The organism is Nonomuraea sp. NPDC002799 (assembly GCF_053592075.1).
On sequence record NZ_JBSFVA010000006.1, the window covers coordinates 352,674 to 376,637 of the forward strand.

The window sequence follows — 23,964 nt, forward strand, 5'->3', positions numbered from 1 at the left end:
GATTACATGATATTGGACCTAGTGTCCAAGAAGTGCTGTTCGGCCGCGTTCCAGAACCTGACCAGCGCCGCCGCCGTCGTCTCCGGCGCCTCGACGGCCGGGGAGTGCGCCGCGCCGGGCACGACCACGCACTCGGCCCCCAGCCTGGCCGCCATCTCCGCCTGCGCCTCGGGCGGCCAGCCGTCGTCGTGCTCGCCGTAGAGCACCAGCGTGGGCACCTCGATCTGGCGCAGCTCGTCGGTGCGGTCGTACATGGTGAGCACCTGCTCCGCCATGCGGGACAGACCGATGGGGGAGTTGGTGAGCAGGCGCTTGTGCAGGAACGAGAGAATCTCGTCAGGCACGTCGCCGGCCAGCGCCTCGGGCTCGAACCGGTGTTGCCACACGTGCTCAAGCCCCAGCGCGGGCACCTCTTCCATGATCTTCCGGCCGTTACGGGCCCGCCGGCCCTCGATGGCCGCGGGGCCGGAACCCATGAGCGTGACCGAGGCGAACCTGGTGCGCCCGTCGATCGCGGCCTCCCTGGCGACCAGCCCGCCGAAGGAGTGGCCCACCAGATGCAGGGGATCGCCGCCGCCGATCACCTGGGCGAGCACGTCGATGTCGGCGCCGAGGGCGGCGCAGGTGTAGGCGCCGGGGTCGTCGGGGCCTGGCGTCTCATACTGTCCGCGCAGGTCGACGGCCATGACCCGGCGGCCGGACTGGGCCAGGGTCATCAGGACCGCGATGAAGTCCTCTTTGCTGCCCGTCAGGCCGGGGACCAGGAGCGCGGGCCAGCGCTCAACCACACCACTGACCGGGAGCGCCTCCAGGGCCGCGAACGTGCCCTGTGACGTTTCGATTTTCTGTGGTGTGACGCCTGGAGGCAGATCGAGGAATCGCGGCGTACTCACGTGAGGCAACAATACCCAGAGGTCAGCGCCCCGACACCGGGACCGCCATTACGCGGGTGCGAGTTGTGAGGAGTTGTCAGCTATGTGGACCTGGGGATTCGGCCCGCCACGTGGTGGGACGACGTTCGGAGATTTTCGGTCCTTCTGGGCCGCGCACACGCGGGCGCGCGCCTCCAGGTGCCTCGTGGACGGCGCTGAGCGGGCTCCTGGAGTGCCGGCCCACCTCGACTGGGCTCTCTGTGGGGCGATGCGCCTTGAGGCCGTCTAGGGGCACCTACGGCTCCTGGCGCGCGAAAGGCGCGCACCCTGGTCGGGTGCGCGCCTTTCGTCGTACTGGCCTCAGCCTGTGCGGCGGCGGTTGACGCCGGCGCCGCTGCTGCTGCGGGGCTGGCGGCGCTGCTGCTTGCGCTCGCTGGCGGCGGACGGGGCGATGTCGTCGTCGTCCGTGGCCAGATCGGGTGACTGGAAGATCACCATGAACGGGCTCGCGGGGACGATGCGCTCCGGCTCCTGACGCACCGGGGGCGGCGGCGTGCTGAAGAGACTCGGCGCCACCTCCGTCACGAGCGGCCGCTCGGCCTGTCGTTCGACCGGCTGTTCGACCTGTCGCTCGACCTGTCGCTCAACCTGGCGTGCGACTTGCCGCTCGACCGGCCGCTCGGCCTGTCGTTCGACCGGCCGCTCAATCTGGCGCTCGACCGGTCGTTCGACGGGCTGTTCGGCGACGGGCCGCTCGATGGGCTCGTCGGCGATCGCCGGCCTGGCGGCGGGTGCTTCCGCCGTCACCGGCTTGGCGGCGCTCCGGCGCGAGCGGGTGCTCTTGACCGGTGCCTCCTCGGCCACGGGCGTGTCCACGACCGGAGCCGCGTCGGCGGTCCGGCGCGAACGGGTGCTCTCGACCGGCGCCTCGGGGGCGTCGGCGAGCGCCTGCTCGATGGCCGTCGAAGCCGCGCCCCTGCGCGTACGGGTGCGCCTGGTGTCGGCGGCCACCTGGACCTCGTCGGTGGAGAAGATCGCGGGGGCCTCCTCAGTCTTGACATCCACGAGCTCGACCTCCGGCGTCTCGACGGGTGCGTTGTCGTTCAGCTCCTTGCCGCCACGGGTGCGACGGCGCTGACGGGACGTCTTGGCAGGACGTTCGCGCTCGCGCTCGCCCCCGCGATCGTCGCGCTCGTCACGGCGGCGACCGCCACGTCCGCGGATACGACCGGTCTCCCCGAGGTCCTCGATGCGCTCCGCCGACAGCCCGGCACGAGACCGGTTGACGTGCGGCAGGACGCCCTTGGTGCCCTTGGGGATGTTGAGCTCGGCGTAGACGTGCGCGGAGGTGGAGTAGCTCTCCACCGGCTCGGCGAAGTCGAGCCCGAGCATCTGGTTGATCATCTTCCAGCGGGTCAGCTCCTCCCACTCCACGAACGTGACCGCGATGCCCGTGCGCCCGGCCCGGCCGGTACGGCCGATGCGGTGCACGTAGGTCTTGTCGTCCGTGGGGCAGTCGTAGTTGACCACGTGGGTGACGTCGTCGATGTCGATGCCGCGGGCCGCCACGTCGGTGGCCACCAGCACGTCGATCTTGCCGTTGCGGAACGCGCGCAGTGCCTGCTCGCGCTGGCCCTGGCCGAGGTCGCCGTGGACGGCCGCGACCGCGAAACCACGCGTGTCGAGCTGCTCGGCGACCATGTCACAGGCCCGCTTGGTCTCGCAGAAGATCATGGTGAGACCGCGGCCTTCGGCCTGCAGCAGCCGCCCGACGATCTCGATCTTGTCCATTCGGTGGGCGCGCCACACGATCTGGCGCGTCAGCGGAGTGGTCTCGCCCTCGCCGCTCTCAAGCTCAGCGCGTACGTGCGTCGGGCGGTTGAGGTATTTGCGGGACAGCGAGACGATCTCGCCCGGCATGGTCGCCGAGAACAACATCGTCTGCCGCTCCGCCGGGATCAGCTTGAAGATCCGCTCAATGTCAGGCAGGAAGCCCAGGTCGAGCATGCGGTCGGCCTCGTCGAGCACGAAGCTCGTGATTTGGCTGAGGTCGAGGTGCTTCTGCTTGACCAGGTCGAGCAGGCGGCCGGGGGTGCCGACGATGACGTCGACCCCGGCCTTGAGCGCCTCGATCTGCGGCTCGTAGGCCCGGCCGCCGTACACGGTCAGAACTCGGGAACCGAGTTTGCCCGCGGCGGTGACCAGGTCCTCGCTCACCTGCGTGGCGAGTTCGCGGGTCGGCACGACGACCAGCCCGCGGGGCTTCTTGCGGTTTTTGCGTGGCTTGCCGATGCTCTGGAGCATGGCGATGCCGAACGCGAGGGTTTTGCCCGTGCCCGTGCGTGCCTGACCGATCAGGTCCTGGCCGCTCAGCGCGAGCGGGAGTGCCATCTCTTGGATGGGGAACGGTGTGACGATGCCCTCAGTCTCGAGGGCATCGGCGATTTCTGGTGTGACTCCGAGGTCTCGGAAAGTCGTCAGCGTGGCCTGCCTCAGTCTCAAATGAAGGCGGGCCTGCCGGGACCGACGGGTGGAAAACACCCCCGTGTTGTGGGTCCTCGCGGTAGAGCCAGCCCTCTCGCGTCATCAGCGACCGCGCACCCGGGGAATCGGGGGTAATCGGGGGATTCCCCCGAATTAACACAGTGCGGTCGCACTTTCACAGATCAGTGTACTCGATACCACAACGTTGGCCGAGCTCGCGGATGTTCCCGAAGAATCTCCGAAGTACGCTGCCTTCCATGAAGCAGTCTCCAGGAGTCGTCGACCTGCTCGGCGTGCTCGCCTATGCCGAGCTTAGCGCCTACGCCCGGATGACCGAGGACGCGGCCACTCTGGCGCCCTCGCTGGGCGACCGGGCGGAGCTGAGCCGGTTGGCCGTGACCGAGTACGCCCATTTCCGCCTGCTGCGCGACCGCCTGGTCGCGCTCGGGGCCGATCCGGACGCGGCGATGTCGCCGTTCGTCGAGGCGCTGGACGCCTGGCACGCCCAGACCCGGCCGGGCGACTGGCTGCAGGCGCTGGTCAAGACCTACGTGGGGGACGGCATCGCGCTCGACTTCTACCGGGAGGCGGCCAGGCACCTCGATCCGTCGATCGCCGAGCTGGTGGACGAGGTGCTGGTGGACGAGGGGCGTTCGCGGTTCGCGGTCGAGGGGGTCAGGGCGGGGATCGAGGCCGAGCCGGCGGCGGCGGCGCGGCTGGCGCTGTGGGGCCGGCGGCTGGTCGGCGAGGCGCTGAGCCAGGGGCAGCAGGTGGCCTCCGCGCGGCCGGAGCTGGCCCAGTTGCTGGTGGAGTCGGGGCAGGTCGATATTTCCCGACTTTTCGCCACGTTGACGGAAGCGCACGGCAAGCGCATGGCCGCCATGGGCATCTGACCTCTCGGGCACGCAGGACTGCTCATCGGTCGAGGGGTACGGCGCCTGAGCCGCACCCCCCCGGGCCTGAGTCCTTAGAGCGTGCCGCCGAACCCGACCGGTCTGGTCTCGTCCTCGCCGATCTCGATGAACCCGAGCGAGGCCACCGGCACCACGATCCGCCTGCCCTTCGTGTCGGTCAGGGTGAACACGCCCCGATCCACCGACAACGCGTTCCTGATCTCCTCTTCCACCTGATCGGCCGTGAGGTCGGTCTCGACAACGAGTTCGCGGTGTACGGAGCGTACGCCGATCTTGATTTCCATAGTGGCTCCCTAGTCGACGGGCCTGGCTCAGTCCCATCGTGACCGCTCACGCGGGCGAACGGGGGAATGATCGCGCCGAGCGAACGGGGTTATGCCGTACGCGGAAAACCGCTGATGCCGCGCCAGGCGAGCCGCGCCATCATCTGCTCGGCCGCGTCCTTGGGGATCGAGCCCTGGGTGGTGACCCAGTAGCGGGCGCTCACCTCGGCCATGCCCACCAGGCCGACACCGAGCAGGTGCGCCTCGTCACTGGTGCACCCGGTGTCCTCCTGGATGAGCTCACTGACCATCTCCGCGCACTCGCGCAGAGAACGCTCCACCCGCTGCCGCACGGGTGCGACATTGCGCAGGTCGGACTCGAAGACGAGGCGGAAGGCCTCGCCCTGCGTGGAGACGAAGTCGAAGAACGCGCTGAACGTGGCCTGCACGCGCAGTTTGTTCTCGTGGGTGGAGGCCAGGGCCTCCCTGCAGCGGTTGACCATGTCGTCGACGTGCAGGTCGAGCAGCGCGAGATAGAGCTCCAGCTTGCCGGGGAAGTGCTGGTAGAGCACCGGTTTGCTGACCCCGGCGCGGTCGGCGATCTCGTCCATGGCGGCCGCGTGGTAGCCGTTCTCCACGAACACTTCCTGCGCGGCGCTCAGAAGCTGCCGGCGGCGGGCGAGTCGGGGCAGCCGGGTGCCCCGGGGCTTGGCGTCCGGGGTTGCGGTCACGCGGTCTCCATAAGTCTCTGTAACGGGCTGTGCGGACATCCTACGTGCGAGTAAGCGCCCTCTCAGCGATAGCCGGCATCACCGGGGCGCGCCCCCCAAGCACGCCCGGTCAGCACGGCGGCCGCCTCAGCGGTATTCGTCATCGTCGACGTCGACCACGCGGTCCTGATCGGCCGCGTCGGCCGGGTCGACCTCCAGCGGAAGCTCCCGGCGCACGGAGTCACCTCGCTGGCGCACGTCGAGCTCCTGCTCGACCGCGTCGCCCGGATCGACCTCCAGCGGCAGGTCGGGCCGGAGCCACCCGCTCGGCGGGCGCACGTCCTGACGCTGCTCGGCGGTGTCGGCCTCGGGCGCCTCGATCGAGATCTCCTCTTCCTCGTCGTTGGAGTCCTCATCCCCGCGAATGTCCATCTCCGACATCTTTTGGTCCCCCTCTTGGTGCGGACGGAACCAGCCTACGCCTGGCCGAAAAGGTCGCCGCGTTTCTCCACTCTGGCGAGGACGTCCGGCGCCGCGAACTCCAGGTCACCGGGACGTTCGCACTCCTCGACCTCCTTCCACGTCACCGGGGCCGAGGCGGTCGGCCGCTCCCTGGCCCGCAGGGAATAGGGGGCGATGGTGGTCTTCGCCGGGTTGTTCTGGCTCCAGTCGATGAAGACCTTCCCCGGCCTGGCCTTCCTGGTCATCACGCTGACGACCTCCTTCGGGTGCTCCTTCTCCAGGAGCTGGGCCAGCCTCTTGGCGTACACGGAGGGCTCCTCACGGCCGTCCCAGTCCGCGTAGAGCTGCATGCCCTTGTTGCCGCTGGTCTTGGGCCTGGGGCGGAGGCCGTCGGCACGCAGGATCTCGCGGAGCAGGAGCGCCACCCGGCAACATTCGACGATCGTCGCGGGCGGCCCCGGATCCAGGTCGAACACGAGCGTGTCCGGCGGCAGCGCCCGGCCGTGCTCGTCCACCCGCCACTGGGGGACGTGGAGTTCGAGGGCGGCGAGGTTGGCGTAGTAGACGAGGCCCGGCAGGTCGTCGATGACGGCGAAGTCGATGGTCTCGCGGTCCTTGGTGCTGCCGGGGGCGGGCAGGGTGACGCGCCTGATCCAGTCCGGGGTGTGCTCGGGGGCGTTCTTCTCGAAGAAGGACTGGCCGGTGACGCCGTTCGGGTAGCGCTTGACGGTCAGGGGGCGGCCCTGGAGGTGGGGGAGCAGCACGGGGGCGACGCGGCTGTAGTAGTCGATGACCTCGGACTTGGCGAAGCCGTACTCGGGGTAGAGGACCTTGTCGAGGTTGCTCAGCGTGAGCTCGCGTCCGGCGACCTTGACCGGCACCTTCATCGGGTGACCTCCGCGGGGAGCTTGTCGGGCCGCAGCCCGCGCCACACGGGGTGCCGCAGTCGCTGCTCATCGGTCCACATCGTGTAGGCCACCTCCCCGACCAGAACGGGCCTAACCCATCGATTTCGCCACGGAACGTCGTTGCAGAACGGGCTGCGGGGAATCTCCAGCGGGCGCAACGTCCGGTAGAGGTCGTCCAGGACGGTGTCGGTGAAGCCGGTGCCGACGTGCCCCACGTACGTCAGCCCCGCGTCCGTGAACATCCCCATGATCAGCGACCCGATCCCGCCCGCCCTGCGCCCCTTGCCGGGTTTCCAGCCGCCGATGACGATCTCTCTGGTGTTCAGGTTCTTCACCTTGATCCACCAGGGGGAGCGGATGCCGGGCCGGTAAGGGGAGTCCAGGCGTTTGGCGACGACCCCTTCCAGGCCCTGCTCGTAGGTGGCGGCGAGCAGGCCGGACGCGCCGGGGAAGTAGGGGGGCGCGCCGATGTCCAGCTCGTCGAGAAGGGCCCGGCGGTCGCGGTACGACAGGTCGAACAGCGGCATGCCGTCGAGGAAGAGCAGGTCGAACGGCATGTACGTGATCGGGTACAACTCCAGCATCACCGGCTCGGGGTCGGTCAGGTGCATCCGCCGTTGCAGCCGCTCGAAACTGGGCCGCCCGCGGGGGCCGAGCGCCACGACCTCGCCGTCGATGACCGCGTTCTTCACCCCGAACCCCGAAATTTCGGGATATCGCCGCGTGTACTCCACTCCATGCCGTCCCGTCACCCGCAGCCCGCCGTCGAGATGGACGATGGCCCGAATGCCATCCCACTTGACCTCCAGGCCGTACAAGTCGGGATCGGAGGGTAGTTCCCCAGGTACAGCCAGCATTGGTGCGATTGGGTATGGCATTGGTTGCCCCATGACGGGTATGTGCCCCATGGGCGAGCCGTTGAGAGCTGAGGAGTGCTCATGCGCAGCATCTGGAAAGGTGCGATCTCCTTCGGGCTGGTGACGATCCCGGTCAAGCTTTACTCCGCCACCGAGCAGAAGGACGTCTCCTTCCATCAGGTGCACCGTGAGGACGGCGGGCGGATCCGCTACAAGCGCGTGTGCACCGTGGACGGCGAAGAGGTCGCCTACTCCGACATCGCCAAGGGCTACGAGCTCGCCTCGGGCGAGATGGTGGTGCTGACCGACGAGGACTTCGAGGATCTGCCGCTCAGCACGTCACGCCGGATCGACGTCCTGCAGTTCGCGCCGGCGGAGCAGATCGATCCCATCTACTTCGCCAAGTCCTACTACCTGGAGCCGGACGCTCAGGGGGCGAAGCCGTACGTGCTGCTCCGCAACGCCCTGGAGAGCTCTGGCCAGGTGGCGGTGGTGAAGGTGGCGCTGCGGCAGCGGGAGTCGCTGGCCACGTTGCGCGTACGCGACGGTGTCTTCGTCCTGGAGACCATGCTCTGGCCCGACGAGATCCGCGCGCCCGAGTTCGGGTTCCTGGAGGAGGACATCGAGGTCCGGCCCCAGGAGCTCAAGATGGCCGAGTCGTTGATCACCACGATGGAGTCCGACTTCGACCCCGGCGAGTACCACGACACCTACCGCGAGGCGTTGCAGCAGGTGATCGAGGCGAAGGTGGCGGGCAAGGAGGTCATCGCGGCGCCCGAGGAGGAGGAAGCCGGCCCCGCCGTGGACCTCATGGCGGCGCTGCGGGCGAGCGTGGCGGCGGCGAAGCGGGAGCGGGAAGGCGAGCCGGCCAAGGCCAAGAAGTCGTCCCCGTCCAAGTCGAAGGACGAGGAGAAGGCTCCGGCGAAGACCGAGGAGAAGGCCCCGGCGAAACGGAAGACCCGCAAGTCGGCCTGACCGGTGCCTGGTGAGGGCGGTTCAGTGGCGTTCACACGGGTGCGTCCGAGAACCAGGTGATCCCCTGGCCGTGCGAGCGGGTCCAGGCGAGCGGTGTGCCGTCCAGCGCGAGCACGTTGTACAACTCCTCGCCCGGCGGCGCCGGCAGGGTGTCGTAGGCCAGCGAGTCCGGGGCCTCGTTCGCGATCCAATGCCCGGGCAGCCCGCGGACCACCTCGGTGAACGTCAAGCGTCGCGGCGCCGCCACGTGATAGAGCACCGAGCTGTGGAAGACCACCAGCGTGGCGTCGGGCGGGGCCTGCGCGGCCAGCGCCGGCAGGTCGTCGACCAGGTCGCCGCGTACGAGCAGCGGCGGGTCGGCCGCGGCGACGGCCGCCGCCGCCCGCAGCCGGGCGCGGCGATGCGCGTGCTCCGGCCAGATGAGCGCGTCGAGCCAGGCGAGATGCGCGGAGTCGGCCGCGTCGAGCGGGTTCAGGTCCAGGCCGGCCCGCCACACCACCCGGGGTAAGCCGGTCGGCGGTGTCATGCCGGCGGTCGTGCAGGTGAGGACCGGTGCACCGGAGCCGACCAGGTGATCGTCGTAGCGGTAGGCGTACCGGTCGGGGTAAAGACAGAGCCCGGCGGACGCGCCGACCTCCAACAACGCGAGCGGCTGCGGGAGCGCGGTGAGCACCGGCAGCAGGACGGCACACCGTCCGGCCTCGTTCGTCTGCGTGGTCCTGACGCGCATCTCCGCCGCGATCGACGGCCAGTTCGCCACCGTGTAGTCGTGGAACGCGGCCGGGTCCTCGACCGGGCCCCCGAGCAGCCGGACGACGCCGAAGAGCAGGTTCGGCTGCCGCTTGGTGGGCGGAAGCGCGGCGAGCAGGTCCAGCAGCCGCTGATCGCGCGACACCGCTGAGGCCAGGCGCTCGTACGCGGGGGACACGCCACGCGCCTGCCGCGCGGCGAACTCGGCATAAGTCGCGGCGGTCGTCATGCCCCGATGGTCGCAGCGAACTCCGCCCGCGCACGTATCCCCATGGCCAGAACCTCTAGAGCGGCATGGGACAACCCCGTCCCGCCAATCCGGACATATCGGATAATTCGTACTATTTCAATTCATAATGCTGTAATGCGAGCAATAAGAGTCTTAATGCAGAGCAAAAAGGAGTCATTCCTGTTTGTGGCCTCCTGTCCCGGAAAAGACATTTACCGGATGGCTCATCAGCAGCCGTCCAAGCCCGTTTCCGGGAAACCGGAGGCGTGGAGAACGGGGCAAATCGATCCTTTAGGGGGAAAACGCAATGCCCAAGCTCAAGAGTGTTATCGCCGGTCTCGCCATCAGCACGGCCATGGCCGGTGGCGTGGTCAGTCTAGGGGCGGCCACCTCAACCGCCAGCGCTGCCACTCAGATCGGTGCCGGCACGTCCGTTCTGGCCAACAACGGCTGCTACGCCCGCCGCCGCTGCGGCTGGGGCTGGGGCGGTGGCTGGGGCGGCTGGCGTCGCCACCACCACCAGAAGTTGCGGGTGCGGGTGAACGTGCACAACCGCAACTACAACCGCAACGACAACCGGCACGAAGTCCGGCACGATGTCCGGCGCCCGAGCGCCACCAACGGTACGTCGTAAGTGCCGTGTGCTGATGGTGCAGGGATGAGTTGCCCGTAGTTCATGGATGGTCGTTGTTCGCTTGGGTGTGGATTTCGGCTGGTGAATGTCGGGTTCTCGGGAGCGGTCCGCGTCTTGCTTCGCGGTTCGGCCTGAGATTCTTTTCTCCTCGTCTCCACGGCATTTGTGATGAGGGCTCCTCTGGCGTCAGTCAGGGGAGCCCCTTTTGCGTTACTGGAGTGGTGGCCGGGTGGGTGTCTTCGCGGGTGTGTCGTGCTGGTTTCTGGTGCGGGGATGGCGCGGTCTTATAGGTGATGGCGTGGTGGGGGTTGGGCATGGGGTTGTGTGGTGTCGGGCAAGTCTGCGCATTTCCGGTTTGCTGGGTTTTCGGCCGGATATATGCAGTATGCGGGTGATTGGTTAACGGTCGCCTGTGGCGTTTCTCGGGTAATCGGGGTTGTGTGCTGGTTGTTCGGGAGGCGTGGGGAACGGGGCAAATCGATCCTTTAGGGGGAAAACGCAATGCCCAAGCTCAAGAGTGTTATCGCCGGTCTCGCCATCAGCACGGCCATGGCGGGCGGTGTGGTCAGCATGGGGGCGGCCGCGTCGAGCGCCAGTGCTGCCACTCAGGTCGGGGTCGGCACGTCCGTCCTGGCCAACAACGGCTGCTACACCCGCCGCCGCTGCGGCTGGGGCTGGGGCGGCTGGGGTCGCGGCAAGGGCAAGGGCTGGGGCTGGGGCCGGGGCTGGGGCGGCTGGGGCCGTCAGAACCACGGCTACGGCCGGATCCGCATCGTCGTCATCAACAGGAACCACAACCAGAACCACAACGACAACGGCAGTGGCCGCGGCAGGTGGTAGGACCGGCGTCCTAGCATGAGCCCGTGGCGCGTTCCCCGCGCCACTCAGGAGTCCGCTGAGCGATGAACTCCGGCCGTACGCCCGAGTGCCCGTATTCACCGGGACCAATGCCGTCCCACCGAATACGGGCACTCGTCATTCCCCCCACATGCCTGCGTTGCCGTGAACGCCGTTCAGGCTATTCGGCATTGCCTGGCGAGAAATCCGGAATGGTGGCGACAGCGTCGAGGAATGACCGTTCCCGTGGCAGCCGGAATGGCCGCTCTCGTGGCGGCGACCCGGAACGGCCGCCGTTCTCGTGGACGTGCCGCCCATGCGCGGTCCCAGGTGCTCGGCGCGCCCGAGTCGGCGCACGCCGGCCGCTGAACGCTGGGCGAGGTTGGAGGGGCGGCGAAGTGCGCTTCCTGGTCCCGTCGGGGTGCGCTCGGCGGGACCCAGAGCAGGTTTCGTGGTGCGTCCGAGTGCTCTCGGCGAGGCCGCGGAGTACGTCTCGTGGCGCGGTCCGGGGGTGCTCGCGGCGGACTCGGCGGCGCGATGGGCCTGAGATGGCTGTCGACGCGTTGAGCGCGTCCTGGCGTGAGGGTGTCATCGGGCTGTCTGAGGCCGGGATCGCCGCCCGGCAACGACGGCCCATGGCGTGGTGGCGCGCTGCCTGGACGAATCGGGCCCCGTGGTGGTGCGTTGTCTGGACGGATCGCGGGCCTTGTGGGTGGCGGGCTGTCTGGACAGGTCGCGGGTTCTGTCGTGGCGAGCGGCGCTCCGGAGGGTGGCGGGGGCATGCACGCGGGCGACGCCCGGTGGCCCGGCCTGCTGTCTGAGCTTTGCGGGGGAATGACGAGTGCCCGCATTCAGTGGGACGGCATTGGTCCCAGTAAATACGGGCACTCGGGCGTACGGCCGGAGTTCATCGCTCAGCGGACTCCTGAGTGGCGCGGGGAACGCGCCACGGGCTCATGCTAGGACGCCGGTCCTACCACCTGCCGCGGCCACTGCCGTTGTCGTTCTGGTTGTGGTTGTGGTTGATGACGACGATGCGGATCCGGCCGTAGCCGTGGTTCTGACGGCCCCAGCCGCCCCAGCCCCGGCCCCAGCCCCAGCCCTTGCCGCGGCCCCAGCCGCCCCAGCCGCAGCGACGCCGGGTGTAGCAGCCGTTCCCGGCCAGGACGGACGTGCCGACACCGACCTGAGTGGCGGCACTGGCGCTCGACGCGGCCGCCCCCATGCTGACCACGCCACCGGCCATGGCCGTGCTGATGGCGAGACCGGCGATAACACTCTTGAGCTTGGGCATTGCGTTTTCCCCCTAAAGGATCGATTGCCCCGTTCCCCACGCCTCCCGAGCAACCAGCACACAACCCCGATTACCCGAGAAACGCCACAGGCGACCGTTAACCAATCACCCGCATCCTGCATATATCCGGCCGAAAACCCAGCAAACCGGAAATGCGCAGACTTGCCCGACACCACACAATTCCATGCCCAACCCCCATCGCGCCATCACCTATAAGTCACCCGCCGCAGAAACACCACACCACCCCGGAAAACACGCCACCACCGCCGCACAACGCAACAAGGGCTCCCCTGGCCGACGCCAGGGGAGCCCTCATCACAAATGCCGTGGAGACGAGGAGAAAAGAATCTCAGGCCGAACCGCGAAGGAAAACGCGGACCGCTCCCGAGAACCCGACATTCACCAGCCGAAATCCACACCCAAGCGAACAACGACCATCCATGAACTACGGGCAACTCATCCCTGCACCATCAGCACACGGTCACTACCAGCGACTAGTAGTGTGCGTGGGCCTGTTGTCGTTGTGGTTGTCGTTGTGCACCACGACGCAGATCGTGCCGCCGCCACGACGGTGACGTCCCCAGCCACCGCCCCAGCCGCCCCAGCCGCCGCCACCGTGGTGGCCCCGCCCGCAACGGTGGTGACGACGGTGGTGGTGGTTGTTGTTGTTGCCCCAGCCCCAATCGTCGTTCGTGAAGACGAAGTTGCCGGTGCTGACCGGGGTGGCGGCACTGGCGGCCGCACCCATGCTGACCATGCCGCCGGCCATGGCCGTGCTGATGGCGAGGCCTGCGATAACACTCTTGAGCTTGGGCATTGCGTTTTCCCCCTACAGGATCGATTGCCCCGTTCTCGACTTTTCCGGGTACCGAAAAGGTCTTGGACGGCTACGAGGAGTCATCCGGTGGATGTCATTTCCGGGGCTGTGCACGAGCAAACAGGAATCACCCTATTTTGCTATGCATTAACGGTCTTATTGCTCGCATTAGATATCTATCCATTGAAATGGAATGATATGTCTGATTGTGTCGCGATTGATGGAGTGAGTGCAGGCCGAGGCGATTGTCTCGTCGGCCGGACATCCGTTGTCCGGCCATGCCGAATACGCGCGAGCCCGTGTTCTCGCCTGCGGTGTCGATCGCGAAAATCCGCGAGCACGTTAGGTGCCGCCACACCGGTCGCCAGGCGCGCGCCATAATGGCGCCCGCATTCGCCGTTAATAGTGAATGGTCGGCATGCTGACCCTCATCGGACAGGTCCGGCGAGCGTCATTGTCGGGGCGCGGCGGAGGTCATCCATAGGGGCCGGCAAGTGGTCGCCCTCCCCGTAGACGGCTTTCGCTTCGCATGGGTCGACGGCAGTCTCGGTCCGCGTCCGGCTCGCCGTCGTTCACGGACAGTGCCTTCGACGTCACGCTGTGTGCCGCTGGTGTGATGTTTTCCCACTGCGGCCGCCATAAACGGCATACGGCAGCTTTTGCCGCACCCTTGGACTGTCATGAGATCGCTTAGACATCTATGTAGTGAATTAGGCTGATATGTCGGGGTTCGTGGGCCTGGCGCGTGCATCTGCCCGTAAGGGTCGGTCTGTACGCAATCCGGACCCCGCCTACGCTTGATGTGCAGCGTTGCAGGGACGACAAGGAGGAAGCATGGCGGCGGAGCCGGTCCCGCACTGGCCGGGACACATGATGGGCTCGGTGCACGTCCGATCCACCCCGGAGCGTGGCCCCGAGGAGCAGGCGGTCTTCGTGCACGGCCTGGCCGGGTCGGCCACCAACTGGACCGACCTCATGGACGAGCTCAAGGACACGGTCACGGGGCACGCGCTCGACCTCCCAGGAGCGGGGTTCTCGCCCGCGCCGGCCGACGGCGACTACACGGTGGCGGGACACGCCAGGGCAGTGATGGCGCTGATGGAGCGGACGGGGCCCGCGCACCTGTTCGGCAACTCGCTCGGCGGCGCGATCGCCGTCAGGGTGGCCGCCACGCGCCCCGACCTGGTCCGCTCGCTGACCCTGGTCTCGCCCGCCCTGCCCGACCTGCTCCCGAGATACGGCCCCGTCCGCGTGGCCGCCGCCGCGATGCCCAGGCTGGGGGAGTGGGTGGCGAGCAGGTTGCGTCTCCTGCCGGCCGAGCAGCGCATCAACGCCTCGTTCGCGATGGTCTGGGCCGATGCGGCCGCCGTCCACCCCGCCCGCCTGCGCGACGCCATCGATGAGCTCCGCCGCCGGGACGACCTCCCCTACACCGGCGAGGCCATGATCCGTTCGGCCAGGGGCATCGTGGCCGAATACTTCCGGCGCGGCGCGGACAATCTCTGGAGCCAGGCCGCCAAGGTCCAGGCGCCGACCCTGATCGTGCACGGCCGGCACGACCGCCTGGTCCGGCCCGCCATGGCCGCGAAGGCGTACCGGACGTTCCCGCAGGTCAGACTGGTGCTGCTGCCGACGGCGGGTCATGTGGCGATGATGGAGACGCCGCGGCTCGTGGCGGCGGAAGCCCGCCGTCTGATCCGTGAGACCCGGTTGGGGAATGCGCCGCTGCCCAACTAGGTTCCACACTGAGATAAGACCCCTGGAACGGGAGCGTAGAAAGTGTCGTTGCCACCGCTGGTCGAGCCGGCCGCAGAGCTGACCGTCGACGAAGTGCGCCGTTACTCCCGCCACCTGATCATCCCTGATGTGGGCATGGCGGGGCAGAAGCGGCTGAAGAATGCCAAGGTGCTGTGTGTCGGCGCCGGGGGCCTGGGCTCACCCGCGCTGCTGTACCTCGCGGCGGCGGGCGTCGGCACCCTCGGTGTCATCGACTTCGACGTGGTCGATGAGTCCAACCTCCAGCGCCAGATCATCCACGGCCAGTCCGACGTGGGCAGGCTGAAGGCCGAGAGCGCCGCGGCGTCGGTCCGTGAGATCAACCCGCTGGTCGAGGTCGTGATCCACAACACGGCCCTGACCACAGAGAACGTCATGGAGATCTTCTCCGGCTACGACCTGATCGTCGACGGCACCGACAACTTCGCCACGCGCTACATGGTGAACGACGCCGCGGTGCTGCTCGGCAAGCCGTACGTCTGGGGCTCGATCTACCGCTTCGACGGTCAGGCCAGCGTGTTCTGGGCCGAGCACGGCCCCTGCTACCGCTGCCTCTACCCGGAGCCCCCGCCTCCCGGCATGGTGCCGTCGTGCGCCGAGGGCGGCGTGCTGGGCGTGTTGTGCGCGTCGATCGGCTCCATCCAGGTCAACGAGGCCATCAAGCTGCTGACCGGCATCGGCGACCCGCTGGTCGGCCGGCTGATGATCTATGACGCCCTGGAGATGAAGTACCGCGACCTCAAGGTCCGCAAGGACCCCGAGTGCGTGCTGTGCGGCAAGAACCCGACGCTCACCGAGCTGCTCGAGGACTACGAGGCGTTCTGCGGCGCGATCTCCGACGAGGCGGCCGAGGCGGCCACCGGATCCACGATCACCGCGCGGGAGCTCAAGGCCATGCAGGACAACGGCGACAACATCTTCCTCGTCGACGTCCGCGAGCCCAACGAGTACGAGATCGTCTCCATCCCCGGCGCCACGCTGATCCCCAAGGGCGAGTTCCTCAACGGCTCGGCCCTGGAGAAGCTGCCGCAGGACAAGAAGATCGTGTTGCACTGCAAGTCGGGCGCGCGCTCGGCCGAGGCGCTGGCGGTCGTCAAGAGCGCCGGGTTCTCCGACGCGGTCCACGTCGGTGGTGGAGTGTTGAGCTGGGTCAAGACCGTGGACCCGAGCTTGCCCAGCTACTAACCGTTTTCTGGGGATGTTCCCGGGACGCCCCGGTTAAGGTCGATGGCGTGAACTCCGCCCGTCCGTGGCCCACCTTGGTGGTGGCCTCCGCGCTGACTCTGGTCTGCGCGGTGGCCGCCGGGGTCGCGGGCAGCGCGGCGGGCACGGAGCTGACCCGGGGCCCGAGCACGGCGGAGCTGAACACGGCGGCCAGGCACGAGGTCGCCGACCGCTGGCGCACCTGGCCCAGCGGCCGCATCTTCCCCGCCACGCTGCCGTACTCCGCCGAGCAGGGCGGCCTGGAACGGGCCAGCCGCATCGGCATCTCCACCCGCACCGCGTGCGGCGGCTCCGTGGACGCCAAGGCGGCCAAGGCCCTGCGCGCGGCCGGCTGCAAGGGCGTGTTGCGGGCCACCTACATCGACGCGCTGCGTGGCGTGCTCGTCACGATCGGTGTGGTCGCGCTGGCCGACGAGCCGCGCGCCGCGCGGGCCAGGTCCGCCTTCGCCGACACCGGCAAGCCCGTCCCCGGCGTGCGGCCGCTGGCCTTCAGCGGCACGGTCGCCGACCGGTTCAGCCCCGGCGTGCGCCAGGCGGGCTCCGTCCGGCAGGCGGGACCGTACCTGGTGCTGACCACGGCGGGGCAGGTGGACGGCCGCCCCGCTGACACGGCGGGCGAGTCGCGCCCCGCCATCTTCGCCTTCGCCACGGAAATCTCCGAGCACGTGCTGACCAGCCTGAGCACCCCGCGCATGCCCGACTGCGCGGCCGAGGAGTGGCAGTGCTGAGGCGTGCCGCGGCGTTCGTGCTGGCCTGCGGGCTGGTGTGCGCGGCGCCGGCCGCCGGGCTGGTGTTCGCGGCGCCCGAGGCGCGGGCCGACGACGTGCGCGGCGGGCAGCAGCCGGTGATCAAGACGCTGGCGCTGACCCAGGCGTGGCGCATCAGCATGGGCGCCGGGGTCACCGTGGCGGTGCTCGACTCCGGGGTCGATCCGCACCATCGCGACCTGGCCGGGTCCGTGCGGGCGGGCAAGGACTTCACCGAAGGCGCGAACCCGCCGGGGACCGTTCCCAGCCGCCTGCACGGTACGTACATGGCCTCGTTGATCGCCGGTCACGGTCACGGCGCCGGCGGAAGACTCGGGATCATAGGCGTCGCGCCCGCGGCGGACGTACTGTCGGTAAGGGTCATCCTTGAGGACGAGGAGCCGGGTTTCCGGGAGTTCAACTCGGCCGAGCGCTTCGAGAACGTGGTGGCCAGGGGCATTCGGCACGCGGTGGACAAGGGGGCGGACGTGATCAACATGTCGATCTCCAAGGAGCTGGCGACCCGGGAGGAGCGGGCGGCCATCCGCTACGCCATCTCCAAGGGCGTCGTGCTCGTCGCCGCCGCGGGCAACGACGGCGACCGGAAGATCGACGGTGATTTCGCCCCCTACTCCTATCCGGCCGCGTTCCCCGGGGTGGTCGCCGTGGCGGCGACGGACCGGCGGCTGCGGCGGGCTGCGTTCTCCAACTGGAACTCCTCGGTGCTGGTGGCCGCGCCGGGCGTCGACATCATGGGCGCGGGCCCGGGGGACGAATACTGGGTCGGCCGGGGCACCTCGCAGGCGACCGCGCTGGTGTCGGGGATCGCCGCCCTCATTAAGGCGAAATATCCGAGCATGTCGCCGCCGCTGGTGGCGCGGGCACTGACCGCCGGCGCCACCGACCGGCCCCCGGGCGGCTACGACACCGCCACCGGCTTCGGCATCGTCAACGCCGCCAAGGCCCTGGCCGAGGCGGGCCGGCTGGCCAAGCACACCGAGACCGCCATGGGCCCCCAGGTCCAGGATCCCGCCGCCCCGATGGCGGGCGGCCAGGCGGGCCCCATCAAGGTCATCTCCAGGGACGAGGGCCGCGTCACGGCCTACGCGGGCATCGCGGCGGCGGCGGCCGGCGGCGCGCTCGGGTCGTTGGGGGTCATATTCGTCCTGGTCAGACGTGTACGGCGGGAGCACAGCTCTCAAGACGCATGATCCGCCCCCCAAGGGGGACGAAATAGACATCGGAGCGACGCGGGAACGAGGCGGTGGTGAGGGGACGTAGGTCGACGTCAGGGCTACCGCGCGCCGGGGGAGAAGCCACGCCCGCCCAGCGGAACCCGCTGGGCGCCAGCACCAGCCGCCGGTCGCGGGTGCGTGCCTGGCCCGCGGCGGGCTCCCGCGCGCGCACCGCCACCGGCCGGCGGGCCCAGCAGGCCTCGCTGGAGCAGGGCGCCCGCTACCGGCGGATGTTCGTCCTGCTGCTCAGCGTCATCGTCGTGGTGTCCTCCGTCGTCGTGCTGCTCGGCACGATCGGCCTGTTCGCCGAGACCCGGTCGCGGCCGCTGACCGCGGCCGAGCAGAACCAGTACAAACAGGAGGAGATCGCCAGACGCTGGCAGGCGTGGCCGGCGACGGGGGTCTTCCCGGAAGAGGTGAAGTATCTCGGGCTCGACCGGGCCCAGCAGTACGCCCGGCGCGTCGGCATCGCCCCCGAGACCGACTGCGGCAAGGGCGTGGACGCCTCCGTGGCCGGAGTGCTCGACAGCCACGGGTGCGTCACCGTGTTGCGGGCGACGTACGTCGACCAGACGGCGTCCTTCGTGATCACCGTCGGCGTCGCCGTGCTGAAGGACGAGGCGTCCAGGGTGTCGGCCACCGAGGAGCTGACCCAGGACGACCGCGTGGGCGTGCTGCCCGTGGCCTTCCCCGGCACGGTGACCGAGCGTTTCGGCGCCGAGCAGCGCCAGCGCACCGGATGGGTGGGCGCGGGGCCGTACATCGTCTTCTCCACGGCGGGCTACGCCGACGGGCGCACCAGGGCCGCGATCGCGCCCGAGGAGATCCTGCACAGCGAGTTGTGGCCGGCGGCCAAGTCGGTGGGCAATCAGATCGCCTACTTCCTGGCGGACCCGCCCAAGGTGCCGCCCTGCACCCAGGGGAACGTGTGCTGACCGCCGTGCGCACGCTCGCGGCCGCGCTGCTCCTCTTCGCGGGCCCGGCCGCCGACCCGGTCAGGGAGCAGCAGCAGTGGGTGCTCGACGCGCTCAACGTGGAGCAGGCGTGGTCGGTCACCAAGGGCGAGGGCATCACCGTCGCCGTCATCGACAGCGCGGTGGACGGCCAGATCAAGGAGCTGAAGGGCCGGGTGAGCACCAGCCCCGACATGACGGCGGGCGCCGTGCCGCGCCAGGTGCGGCCGGGCCGGCACGGCACCGCGATGGCCGGGCTGATCGCCGGCTCGGGGGCCGGCGACGGGCTGGTCGGCGTGGCGCCCGCGGCCCGCATCCTGTCGTTGCCCATGGTGGTGGACGAGGAGCCGGAGCCGGCCGTCCCGCCGGCGGAGGAGGAGGGCATGTCGGGGGAGAGCTCGCTCGCGCGCGCCCTGCGGTACGCGGCCAACCACGGAGCCCAGGTCATCAGCATGTCGATCGGCTCCTACGGCCCGGTCAGGTCCGAGCGGGAGGCCGTCTCGTACGCGCTCGGCAAGGGCATCGTGCTGGTCGCCGCCGTGGGCAACGACGGCCAGACCGCCTACGCCAGGGAGAGCGGCACCTCCTACTGGAGCTTCCCCGCCGGCTATCCCGGCGTCATCGGCGTCGCGGCCACCGACAAGCAGGGCAGGCGAGCCCTGTTCAGCAGCGACAACCTGTCCGTGCTCGTCTCAGCGCCGGGCGTGGACGTGCCGGTGGTCAAGCGCAAGAGCGGCTACGAGTTGTCGGAGGGCACCAGTTCGGCCGCCGCGCTCGTCTCCGGGGTGGTCGCGCTCATCAAGGCCCGCTATCCGAACCTGCCGCCCGAGCAGGTCGCCCAGGCGCTGTCGTCGAGCGCACGCGGCCGGCCCGCCGCCGGCTACGACGACCAGACCGGCTACGGGGTCGTCGACGCCGCCGCCGCGCTGAACGCCGCCGAGCGCCTGACCGGCGTCAAGCGCGGCGTCGTGGCCGGCCAGGACCACTTCGGCCAGGGCGAGGACTCCCCGGTGCCGACACGGCCCGGGCCCGACCCGTGGCGGTTGTGGTTGTACGGGGGCGGGGTGCTGGTGGCGCTCGTCACGTTCTGCGGCGCCATCGTGCTGCTCAACCAGCGCAGAAGCGAGGGCGTCGACCGCTGGGAGTGAGCTTCGATCGTCGTGTGGAGTAAAGATCCGCTATGGTCCCCCGTCATGGGATACGAGCTGCGGGTGGTGCGCGACTCGCCACTCGCCTTCGCGGAGCTCGCGAAGGCCATCGCGCCGGCCGGTTTCGGGCTGCGCGGATCTGATGAGATCGTGGCCGGTCACGGCGGCCGTGCGTACACGGTGGCGCGCTGGCGGGGCCAGTTGATCGGTGAGCCGGGCTCCGACTGGCAGGTGGCCCAGCTCGTGCGGTTGTCGGCCGCACTCGGCGGCCGCCTCCTGGGCGAGGACGGCGAGGTCTACACGCTGCGCGACGGCGTCATCGAGGTGGTGACCGGCGAGGGCGTCATGGAGATCGGCAAGTACGACGAGATCGTCGACGCGGGCCCGGCCGCATGGACCCCCTGAACCCCTTCGCCGAGCGGGTGCTCGACCTCGTCGAGCGCATCCCGCCCGGCAAGGTCATGGCCTACGGGGACATCGCCGAATACCTGGGCGAGGGCGGCCCGCGCCAGGTCGGCAAGGTGATGTCCACGTGGGGCGGCGGCGTTCCGTGGTGGCGCGTGGTGCACGCCGACGGCAGCGGCGCGGCCCCTGACCACCTGCGACGGTGCCTGGCCCACTGGCGCGAGGAGGGCACCCCGCTGCGCGGCGAGCGCGTGGATCTGCGTGAAGCCAGGTGGGACGGGCGTTCAGCGGATTCTCAGTAAGGCATTTGACCTGCACTTTCGCCAAACGGGCGATTCTGTGACATGTGACTCCCCTTACCATGGGCAGAACACTGATGGCGGCCCGAAAGGCGGTGCCACCCCTATGGCCACCGGCGTCACAGCCCAGAGCCAGGGCGGCGACACGCGCGCCGACCGCCTCAAGGCTGTCCAAGACCTCTGCGATCGAGGCGAGCCTCTCGAAGCGGTCATGCGAGCCGCCGGTCCCGGCGGCCGCGACGCGGCGTTCGACACCGAGATCCTGAGCGGCCCCCTCGGGGCCCGGATCGATCTCGCGGTCAAGCGCGGCGCGGCGCGGCGGCGTGAGCTGCTCGACCTCGTGCGCCCCTATCTGGCGGGCGTCGACGCGGGGGTCAAGCGCGACCTGCCGGTCGCGCGCCGCCTCATCTGCCACCTCATCGAGCATCGCCAGGACGCGGAGCTCGTCGACGGCGAGACGCTCCTCACGGTGGTGCTGGCGGCGGCCGAGCCGTCCAAGCGCATCCGCAAGGGCCTGCGCTGGTACGCCGACCTGCCCCTGCGCGACGAGCTGCCGCCGGAGCTCTACCGGCTGCGCCGCGCCGACCTGGTGCCGGTGACCCACATCGACGACATCGTCTGGGTCAACGGCAAGCTGCGCGTCACCGGCTTCGCCTACCTGGCGGGGTTGTCGGTCCGCAGCCGCCGGGCCAACTGGGCGACCGTGGTGCTGCGCGGGCCACGCTGGCTGCCGCCCATCCGCATGCGCACGCGCCGGGTCCTCGCGCCCGAGGCCACGCACGGGGCGCGCGAGCCCGGCTGCAACTACGACTGGTCGGGTTTCAGCGCCGAGCTGAGCCCGTGGCCGCTGCGCTGGCGCGGCGCCGTACGCGCGGTGGTGTCCGGCGTGCGCCGCCGGATGCGCCACCGTCCGACCGTGCCCGACGCCACGACGTGGCGGGCCGAGATCGTGTTCTGGAGCCGGGGCGCGCGGGCGACGGGCCTGCTGCGCGGCTCCTCCGTCGGCCGGCCGGAGCGCCCCGCGGGGCTCAAGCTGAAGCCCGGCTGGTGGGTCCGCCCGGTCTGGACGTCCGACCGGGCGCTGCAGGTCGTGCTCCAGCCGAACCGGGCCGAGCTGACGGGTGTGTCCGTCGACGGCGACCGGCTGGAGCTCACGATCACCCTGCCCGGCCGCAGCGTCACCAAGGGACACGCGCGACTGGGCGGCCACCGCATCGCGGCCGACTTCACGCCGTCCGGCGCCGGCACCCAGGTGGTCATCGGCCTGGCCGTGCCCACCCTGCTGCAGGAGAAGGACGGGCGGCGGCTCTGGGTCGAGCCCAAGGGCGACCCGGCGGCCTCGGTCATGCTGGGCGACCTGGTGGACACCCGCACGGCTGTGGGCGACCGCGAGATCACCGTGCAGGGTGACCGCCGCGACCGCGTCATCGTCTCGGCGCACCGCATCCGGCCGGTGATCGTGTCGGCGGTCTGGGAGGGCTCCGCGCTGCTCCTGCGCGGCCACTACCCCGACGCCGCCGGCCCGCGCACGCTCACGCTGCGGCACCGGTCCGGCCTGTCCTACCTGCTGCCGATGGAGCGCTCCGGCGAGGAGTTCTCCGTACGCGTCGAGCCGTCGGCGATGGACCGCTTCGGCGAGCCCGTGCCGCTGTCGTCGGGCACCTGGAACCTGTCGATCCGCCACCCGTCCGGCGAGATCGTCCCGCTGCGCATGGACCACGCGGCCCTGCCGGGGCTGGACGAGGAGCCGCGCACGCTCGGCGGCCACACCTACCGCATGATCTCCACGCGGTTCGACGTGCCCGTGGTGACGGTGGAGGAGGCGCGCCCGGCCGACGAGCGCGGCGTCGCCGGCACCCACGTGCTGCGCCGCGTCTTCTATCCGGCCCAGCGCTCCGAGCCGCTGACGGACGCGACCGTCTACGTCGTCAACGACGGGCGCCTCTACGCCGACAGCGTCCGCGCCATCTACGAGGAGCGGCTGCGGCGCGGCGACGACCGCGAGCACCTCTGGATCGTCAAGGACGGCGCCTTCGAGCCGCCGGGCGGCGCGACCGTCGTGCGCGCGGGCAGCCGCGAGCACCACGACGCGCTGGCCCGATCCCGCCACATCGTGACCAACACGTTCCTGCCGGCCTGGTTCCGCGCCCGCGAGGACCAGATGGTGGTGCAGACCTGGCACGGCACGCCGGCCAAGCACATCGGCAACGACCAGCCGCACATGAACCGCGACCCCAGGCCGCCCATCTGGCACCGCCAGGCGGCCGAGGTGCGCGGCTGGGACCTGCTGCTGTCACAGTCACCGTGGGCGACGCCGGTGCTGCGCAAGGCGTTCGGCTACAAGGGCGAGATCCTGGAGAGCGGCCTGCCGCGCAACGACGTGCTCAACTCGCCCGACCGCGACGCCCTGGCGGCGGCCGTGCGCGAGCGGCTGGGGCTGGCGGCGGGCAAGCGGGTGATCCTCTACGCGCCGACGTGGCGGGACTACGACCGCAAGAACGCCATGGTCAAGCTGGACCTCGCCAAGACCCGTGAGGCGCTGGGGGCCGACCACGAGATCCTGGTGCGAGCCCATCCCATGCAGGCCGCACCCGCCGTCCCCGACATCGCTCGCGACGTCACCACATATCCGGATATGGCGGATCTGTTGCTGGTCGCCGACGTGCTCGTGACGGACTACTCGTCGGTCATGTTCGACTTCGTCTGCACCGGGCGGCCGATCGTGTTCTACGGCTACGACGTGGCGAAATACGCCGCCAAGCGGGGGCTCTACCTCGATCTGGCCGAGCAGGCGCCGGGGCCGGTGTTGTCGACGTCGACCGACGTGGTGGAGGCGCTGCGATCGATCGACGAGGTGGCGGCGGCGCACGCGGACCGGTATGAGGCGTTCCGCGCGACCTTCGCGCCCCGCGACGACGGAAAGGCGACCGCGCGCGTGGTCGACCACCTGTTCTCGTGATCAGGAACTGAGCCGCCGGGGCGGAAGGGCCCGCCCCGGCGAGCGGTGTACGCGCGGGCGCGCTGACGTCGGTCGATCAGCGGCGTGTCGCCGGGAAAGTGGGAGAACGGCCCACTACGGTAGGCGGTTCGCGTGGGGAGACCGGGCAAGTCGGCACGATCTACCCCTGTGGTCTGGTGGAATCTAGTGTTGTGAGTGGTCAGACCTGGCGGT

Annotated in this window: 23 protein-coding genes; 13 read left to right on the forward strand and 10 right to left on the reverse strand. The window is 69.7% G+C overall.

Annotation, left to right across the window (positions count from 1 at the left end; translation table 11 throughout):
- Positions 1 to 2: 2 nt before the first annotated feature.
- Both ACWD0F_RS15115 and ACWD0F_RS15120 read right to left on the reverse strand, forming a co-directional pair.
- The gene (locus tag ACWD0F_RS15115; RefSeq protein WP_449875619.1) at positions 3 to 893 is read right to left on the reverse strand and encodes an alpha/beta fold hydrolase; all 891 of its coding nucleotides are present in this window, start codon (positions 891 to 893) and stop codon (positions 3 to 5) included.
- A 339-nt stretch (positions 894 to 1,232) separates the two neighbouring features.
- Positions 1,233 to 3,263, reverse strand: coding sequence for a DEAD/DEAH box helicase (locus ACWD0F_RS15120; RefSeq protein ID WP_449875621.1), 2,031 nt, complete (start codon positions 3,261 to 3,263; stop codon positions 1,233 to 1,235).
- 350 nt (positions 3,264 to 3,613) lie between these two features.
- On the opposite strand from ACWD0F_RS15120, the gene ACWD0F_RS15125 reads away from it, so the two are divergent.
- Complete coding sequence (locus tag ACWD0F_RS15125) at positions 3,614 to 4,249, forward strand: ferritin-like fold-containing protein (RefSeq protein WP_449875623.1); 636 nt, start codon at positions 3,614 to 3,616, stop codon at positions 4,247 to 4,249.
- Positions 4,250 to 4,323: 74 nt separating this feature from the next.
- On the opposite strand, the gene ACWD0F_RS15130 is transcribed toward ACWD0F_RS15125, so the two are convergent.
- The 5 genes from ACWD0F_RS15130 to ligD (ACWD0F_RS15150) form a co-directional block, all read right to left on the reverse strand.
- The gene (locus ACWD0F_RS15130) at positions 4,324 to 4,554 is read right to left on the reverse strand and encodes a DUF3107 domain-containing protein (protein WP_449875624.1); all 231 of its coding nucleotides are present in this window, start codon (positions 4,552 to 4,554) and stop codon (positions 4,324 to 4,326) included.
- An 89-nt stretch (positions 4,555 to 4,643) separates the two neighbouring features.
- The gene (locus ACWD0F_RS15135) at positions 4,644 to 5,264 is read right to left on the reverse strand and encodes a TetR/AcrR family transcriptional regulator (RefSeq protein ID WP_449875626.1); all 621 of its coding nucleotides are present in this window, start codon (positions 5,262 to 5,264) and stop codon (positions 4,644 to 4,646) included.
- Between the two features lie 126 nt (positions 5,265 to 5,390).
- Positions 5,391 to 5,675, reverse strand: a complete 285-nt coding sequence (locus tag ACWD0F_RS15140; RefSeq protein WP_449875628.1) for a hypothetical protein — start codon at positions 5,673 to 5,675, stop codon at positions 5,391 to 5,393.
- A gap of 44 nt (positions 5,676 to 5,719) precedes the next feature.
- The gene (gene ligD / locus ACWD0F_RS15145) at positions 5,720 to 6,592 is read right to left on the reverse strand and encodes a non-homologous end-joining DNA ligase (RefSeq protein WP_449875630.1); all 873 of its coding nucleotides are present in this window, start codon (positions 6,590 to 6,592) and stop codon (positions 5,720 to 5,722) included.
- On the reverse strand, positions 6,589 to 7,470 hold the full coding sequence (gene ligD, locus ACWD0F_RS15150) for a non-homologous end-joining DNA ligase (RefSeq protein WP_449875632.1): 882 nt from the start codon (positions 7,468 to 7,470) through the stop codon (positions 6,589 to 6,591). The genes ligD (ACWD0F_RS15145) and ligD (ACWD0F_RS15150) overlap by 4 nt, the downstream gene beginning before the upstream one ends.
- Before the next feature lie 81 nt (positions 7,471 to 7,551).
- Between ligD (ACWD0F_RS15150) and ku the strand changes: the two genes are divergently transcribed.
- Positions 7,552 to 8,445, forward strand: a complete 894-nt coding sequence (gene ku, locus ACWD0F_RS15155) for a non-homologous end joining protein Ku (RefSeq protein WP_449875634.1) — start codon at positions 7,552 to 7,554, stop codon at positions 8,443 to 8,445.
- A 31-nt stretch (positions 8,446 to 8,476) separates the two neighbouring features.
- Here ku and ACWD0F_RS15160 read toward each other — a convergent pair whose 3' ends face one another.
- A complete protein-coding gene (locus tag ACWD0F_RS15160) occupies positions 8,477 to 9,424 on the reverse strand; it encodes a DUF2332 domain-containing protein (protein ID WP_449875636.1) in 948 nt (315 codons plus the stop codon).
- A 307-nt stretch (positions 9,425 to 9,731) separates the two neighbouring features.
- Here ACWD0F_RS15160 and ACWD0F_RS15165 point away from each other — a divergent pair, with 307 nt between their 5' ends.
- Both ACWD0F_RS15165 and ACWD0F_RS15170 read left to right on the forward strand, forming a co-directional pair.
- Positions 9,732 to 10,058 (forward strand): hypothetical protein, encoded by a 327-nt coding sequence (locus ACWD0F_RS15165; protein WP_449875638.1) that lies wholly within the window; start codon positions 9,732 to 9,734, stop codon positions 10,056 to 10,058.
- Between the two features lie 501 nt (positions 10,059 to 10,559).
- Positions 10,560 to 10,898 carry a hypothetical protein gene (locus ACWD0F_RS15170; RefSeq protein WP_449875640.1) on the forward strand — a complete coding sequence of 113 codons (339 nt, stop codon included), beginning with the start codon at positions 10,560 to 10,562 and terminating at the stop codon, positions 10,896 to 10,898.
- A gap of 970 nt (positions 10,899 to 11,868) precedes the next feature.
- Here ACWD0F_RS15170 and ACWD0F_RS15175 read toward each other — a convergent pair.
- Positions 11,869 to 12,189: a hypothetical protein gene (locus ACWD0F_RS15175; RefSeq protein WP_449875642.1), complete on the reverse strand. Its 321-nt coding sequence runs from the start codon at positions 12,187 to 12,189 to the stop codon at positions 11,869 to 11,871.
- A 484-nt stretch (positions 12,190 to 12,673) separates the two neighbouring features.
- Positions 12,674 to 13,006, reverse strand: coding sequence for a hypothetical protein (locus ACWD0F_RS15180; protein WP_449875644.1), 333 nt, complete (start codon positions 13,004 to 13,006; stop codon positions 12,674 to 12,676).
- Positions 13,007 to 13,840: 834 nt separating this feature from the next.
- Between ACWD0F_RS15180 and ACWD0F_RS15185 the strand changes: the two genes are divergently transcribed.
- The 9 genes from ACWD0F_RS15185 to ACWD0F_RS15225 all read left to right on the forward strand — a co-directional run bounded on the left by ACWD0F_RS15185 (position 13,841) and on the right by ACWD0F_RS15225 (position 23,751).
- The gene (locus ACWD0F_RS15185) at positions 13,841 to 14,743 is read left to right on the forward strand and encodes an alpha/beta fold hydrolase (RefSeq protein ID WP_449875646.1); all 903 of its coding nucleotides are present in this window, start codon (positions 13,841 to 13,843) and stop codon (positions 14,741 to 14,743) included.
- A gap of 42 nt (positions 14,744 to 14,785) precedes the next feature.
- Entirely contained in the window at positions 14,786 to 15,967 is a 1,182-nt protein-coding gene (gene moeZ, locus ACWD0F_RS15190) for an adenylyltransferase/sulfurtransferase MoeZ (RefSeq protein ID WP_449875648.1), read from the forward strand.
- A gap of 47 nt (positions 15,968 to 16,014) precedes the next feature.
- On the forward strand, positions 16,015 to 16,734 hold the full coding sequence (locus tag ACWD0F_RS15195; protein ID WP_449875650.1) for a hypothetical protein: 720 nt from the start codon (positions 16,015 to 16,017) through the stop codon (positions 16,732 to 16,734).
- Positions 16,728 to 17,963: a S8 family serine peptidase gene (locus tag ACWD0F_RS15200; protein ID WP_449875652.1), complete on the forward strand. Its 1,236-nt coding sequence runs from the start codon at positions 16,728 to 16,730 to the stop codon at positions 17,961 to 17,963. The genes ACWD0F_RS15195 and ACWD0F_RS15200 overlap by 7 nt, the downstream gene beginning before the upstream one ends.
- 56 nt (positions 17,964 to 18,019) lie before the next feature.
- Complete coding sequence (locus tag ACWD0F_RS15205; RefSeq protein ID WP_449875654.1) at positions 18,020 to 18,922, forward strand: hypothetical protein; 903 nt, start codon at positions 18,020 to 18,022, stop codon at positions 18,920 to 18,922.
- Positions 18,916 to 20,088 (forward strand): S8 family peptidase, encoded by a 1,173-nt coding sequence (locus tag ACWD0F_RS15210; protein WP_449875656.1) that lies wholly within the window; start codon positions 18,916 to 18,918, stop codon positions 20,086 to 20,088. The genes ACWD0F_RS15205 and ACWD0F_RS15210 overlap by 7 nt, the downstream gene beginning before the upstream one ends.
- Before the next feature lie 45 nt (positions 20,089 to 20,133).
- A complete protein-coding gene (locus tag ACWD0F_RS15215; protein ID WP_449875658.1) occupies positions 20,134 to 20,493 on the forward strand; it encodes a hypothetical protein in 360 nt (119 codons plus the stop codon).
- Positions 20,481 to 20,795, forward strand: a complete 315-nt coding sequence (locus tag ACWD0F_RS15220; protein ID WP_449875660.1) for an MGMT family protein — start codon at positions 20,481 to 20,483, stop codon at positions 20,793 to 20,795. Before ACWD0F_RS15215 ends, ACWD0F_RS15220 begins: the two co-directional genes overlap by 13 nt.
- Before the next feature lie 208 nt (positions 20,796 to 21,003).
- Entirely contained in the window at positions 21,004 to 23,751 is a 2,748-nt protein-coding gene (locus ACWD0F_RS15225; protein ID WP_449875662.1) for a CDP-glycerol glycerophosphotransferase family protein, read from the forward strand.
- The last annotated feature ends 213 nt before the right edge of the window (positions 23,752 to 23,964 follow it).

Bases quoted from the DNA above. Each gene is read 5' to 3' on its own strand.
- ku (WP_449875634.1), top strand. From the start codon at position 7,552: ATGCGCAGCATCTGGAAAGGTGCGATCTCCTTCGGGCTGGTGACGATC.
- ACWD0F_RS15185 (WP_449875646.1), top strand. From the start codon at position 13,841: ATGGCGGCGGAGCCGGTCCCGCACTGGCCGGGACACATGATGGGCTCG.
- ACWD0F_RS15165 (WP_449875638.1), top strand. From the start codon at position 9,732: ATGCCCAAGCTCAAGAGTGTTATCGCCGGTCTCGCCATCAGCACGGCC.
- ACWD0F_RS15175 (WP_449875642.1), bottom strand. From the start codon at position 12,189: ATGCCCAAGCTCAAGAGTGTTATCGCCGGTCTCGCCATCAGCACGGCC.
- ACWD0F_RS15180 (WP_449875644.1), bottom strand. From the start codon at position 13,006: ATGCCCAAGCTCAAGAGTGTTATCGCAGGCCTCGCCATCAGCACGGCC.
- ACWD0F_RS15130 (WP_449875624.1), bottom strand. From the start codon at position 4,554: ATGGAAATCAAGATCGGCGTACGCTCCGTACACCGCGAACTCGTTGTC.
- ACWD0F_RS15160 (WP_449875636.1), bottom strand. From the start codon at position 9,424: ATGACGACCGCCGCGACTTATGCCGAGTTCGCCGCGCGGCAGGCGCGT.
- ACWD0F_RS15220 (WP_449875660.1), top strand. From the start codon at position 20,481: ATGGACCCCCTGAACCCCTTCGCCGAGCGGGTGCTCGACCTCGTCGAG.
- ACWD0F_RS15125 (WP_449875623.1), top strand. From the start codon at position 3,614: ATGAAGCAGTCTCCAGGAGTCGTCGACCTGCTCGGCGTGCTCGCCTAT.
- ACWD0F_RS15215 (WP_449875658.1), top strand. From the start codon at position 20,134: ATGGGATACGAGCTGCGGGTGGTGCGCGACTCGCCACTCGCCTTCGCG.
- ACWD0F_RS15120 (WP_449875621.1), bottom strand. From the start codon at position 3,263: ATGGCACTCCCGCTCGCGCTGAGCGGCCAGGACCTGATCGGTCAGGCA.
- ligD (WP_449875630.1), bottom strand. From the start codon at position 6,592: ATGAAGGTGCCGGTCAAGGTCGCCGGACGCGAGCTCACGCTGAGCAAC.
- ACWD0F_RS15140 (WP_449875628.1), bottom strand. From the start codon at position 5,675: ATGGACATTCGCGGGGATGAGGACTCCAACGACGAGGAAGAGGAGATC.
- ACWD0F_RS15170 (WP_449875640.1), top strand. From the start codon at position 10,560: ATGCCCAAGCTCAAGAGTGTTATCGCCGGTCTCGCCATCAGCACGGCC.
- ACWD0F_RS15225 (WP_449875662.1), top strand. From the start codon at position 21,004: ATGCGAGCCGCCGGTCCCGGCGGCCGCGACGCGGCGTTCGACACCGAG.
- ligD (WP_449875632.1), bottom strand. From the start codon at position 7,470: ATGCTGGCTGTACCTGGGGAACTACCCTCCGATCCCGACTTGTACGGC.